This is a genomic window from Pseudomonas sp. SDO55104_S430, assembly GCF_054070595.1.
Map to the genome: position 1 here is coordinate 1 of NZ_JBSVXG010000421.1, position 2,396 is coordinate 2,396.

Annotated in this window: 2 protein-coding genes; both read right to left on the reverse strand. The window is 61.4% G+C overall.

Annotated elements, in window-relative coordinates:
• Positions 1-75 precede the first annotated feature (75 nt).
• Positions 76-1,545, reverse strand: a complete 1,470-nt coding sequence (locus tag ACW9JE_RS30310; protein ID WP_457434859.1) for an ATP-binding protein — start codon at positions 1,543-1,545, stop codon at positions 76-78.
• The gene (locus ACW9JE_RS30315) at positions 1,535-2,266 is read right to left on the reverse strand and encodes a response regulator (RefSeq protein ID WP_457434860.1); all 732 of its coding nucleotides are present in this window, start codon (positions 2,264-2,266) and stop codon (positions 1,535-1,537) included. The genes ACW9JE_RS30310 and ACW9JE_RS30315 overlap by 11 nt, the downstream gene beginning before the upstream one ends.
• Between the last annotated feature and the right edge of the window lie 130 nt (positions 2,267-2,396).

The window sequence follows — 2,396 nt, forward strand, 5'->3', positions numbered from 1 at the left end:
TTGACCGAGTCGCTCAGGTGAACGCGGTCCAATGTGGGAGCGGGCTTGCTCGCGAAGAACGATGACGCGGTCTGCCTATTCAACACTGCGCGGCAACTGAAGGGTCACCCGCAACCCACCCTCACGCAGATTCTGCAGGCTCACTTCCCCACCATGGCTATGGGCAATGTTGCGGGCGATGCCCAGCCCCAAACCATACCCCTGCTGCTGCCCCGCCAGACGGAAGTGCGGTTCGAATACCTGCTCCAGCCGCTGCTCGGGAACCCCCGGGCCTTCGTCATCGACGTGCAGCACAAAGGCGCTCTCGTCGTCATCGATGTGCAGGTGGGCGTTCTGCCCATACTTCAGCGCATTGTCGATCAAGTTGCCGATGCAACGCTTGAGCGCCAGGGGCTTGCCCGGATAAGCCGCGAGCGCCCGACCCTGCTGAGTCACGCGACCATTGCCATTAGGCGCCACGTACGGCTCCACCAGACATTCGAGCACATGGTTGAGATCTACCGACTCGATGTTCTCGTGAATGTCGGTGTCCTTCACGCATTGCAGCGCGCCCTTGACCAGCAGTTCCAGCTCATCCAGATCGCGGCCGAACTTGGCTTGCAGCTTTTCGTCTTCCAGCAGTTCGACCCGCAGGCGCAGACGGGTAATTGGCGTGCGCAGGTCGTGGGAAATCGCGCTGAACAGCTGGCTGCGTTCGGTCAGGTAACGGCTGATACGTTCGCGCATGGTGTTGAACGCGCGGCCCACTTCGACCACTTCACTGCCACCGCCTTCGGCCACCGGTTCCACATCGGCGCCCAGCGACAATTCCCGTGCCGCCCGCGCCAAACGCTTGAGCGGCCGGCTCTGCCAGTGCACCAGCAGGCCGATGAACAACAACAGAAAACCGCTGGTGAGAATGATGAACCATACCTGCTGCGCCGGCAGGCCCTGCTCTTCAAGGCTGGTGTAGGGCTCGGGCAGCAGCGAGGCGATGTACAGCCATTCACCGGGCGCCATCTGGATCTGCGTCACCAGCACCGGTGGATTCACCGGTTCCAGGGTCAGCGCATAGTGCGCCCAGGAGCGCGGCAACTCGTCGAGTTTCAGGCCGCCATTGAAAATCCGCAGATCCTCGGGGCTGACAAAAGACACCGAGATGTCGGTGTCCTGGCCCAGGGACTGACGCAGCACCTCGTCCACCGCTTTCATCACCGCCAGCTTGCGCGGTGTGATCGGCAACACTTCCATGCCCAGGGGTTTGTCGTTGAGTGTCACGACGAACCGCGTGCCGCCCATGCTGCGCAACTGGTCAAGCACCAACGGCCGATAGGCCACCGGCAATGAGCGCAGGTAACTGACGCTGGCGTTCATCGAATGGGCGAGACTGCGGGCGCTGGTGACCAGACCTTCAAGCTGCGTGGCGCGCAGTTGCGAGACCCAGATCACGCTCGACAGCGCTTGGGCGAACAACACCGCCAGCAACGTCAGCAGCAACATGCGCCCGAGCAGCGAGCGCGGCACCGGGATTCGTTTGATCAGCTTGCGCAAAGACTCAGTGACCATTGCTGGCGACCACATTGGCTGCCAGTTGGTAACCACTGCCACGCACGGTGCGGATCAGCCGTGGCGGTTTTTCCGTATCACGCAGGCGTTGGCGCAGGCGACTGACCGCCATGTCGACGATGCGATCGAGCGGCATCAATTCACGGCCCCGGGTGGCGTTGCCGATGGTGTCGCGGTCGAGAATTTGCTGGGGATGATCGAGGAACAGTTTCAGCAGGGCGAAATCAGCGCCGGAGAGAATCACTTCTTCGCCATCGATGTGGAACAGACGGTGGCTGACCATGTCCAGCCGCCAGTCATCGAAGGCCAGCACTTCACTGCCGGAACGATCCTGACCGAACTGGGCACGGCGCAACAGGGCCTTGATGCGGGCCTGCAATTCGCGGGGACTGAAGGGTTTGCCGAGGTAATCGTCGGCACCCAGTTCCAGGCCGATGACCCGGTCGGCCTCGTCGGAGCTGGCGGTGAGCATGATGATGGGCACTTGCGCCCGACGCGGGTGTTGGCGAATCCAGCGGCACAGACTGAAACCGTCTTCGTCCGGGAGCATCACGTCGAGGATCACCAGATCGCTGGGTTCGTCGTTGAGGGCCTGGCGAAAACCGGCGCCATCGGGCGTGGTACGAACCTGGAAACCGGCGCGGGTCAGGTAGGTATCCAGCAACTCGCGTATCTCTTGATCGTCATCGACCAACAATATCGACTTGTTGACTGAGCTCACGGGGCGGCGTCCTTGTTGTTTGAATTGGGCGGATTATGCCTTAAGCGCTGAACCTGCAAACACCACATCACCAATGTGGGAGCGGGCTTGCTCGCGAATGCGGTGTGTCAGACAACACAATGTTCAATGA

Bases quoted from the DNA above. Each gene is read 5' to 3' on its own strand.
- ACW9JE_RS30310 (WP_457434859.1), bottom strand. From the start codon at position 1,545: ATGGTCACTGAGTCTTTGCGCAAGCTGATCAAACGAATCCCGGTGCCG.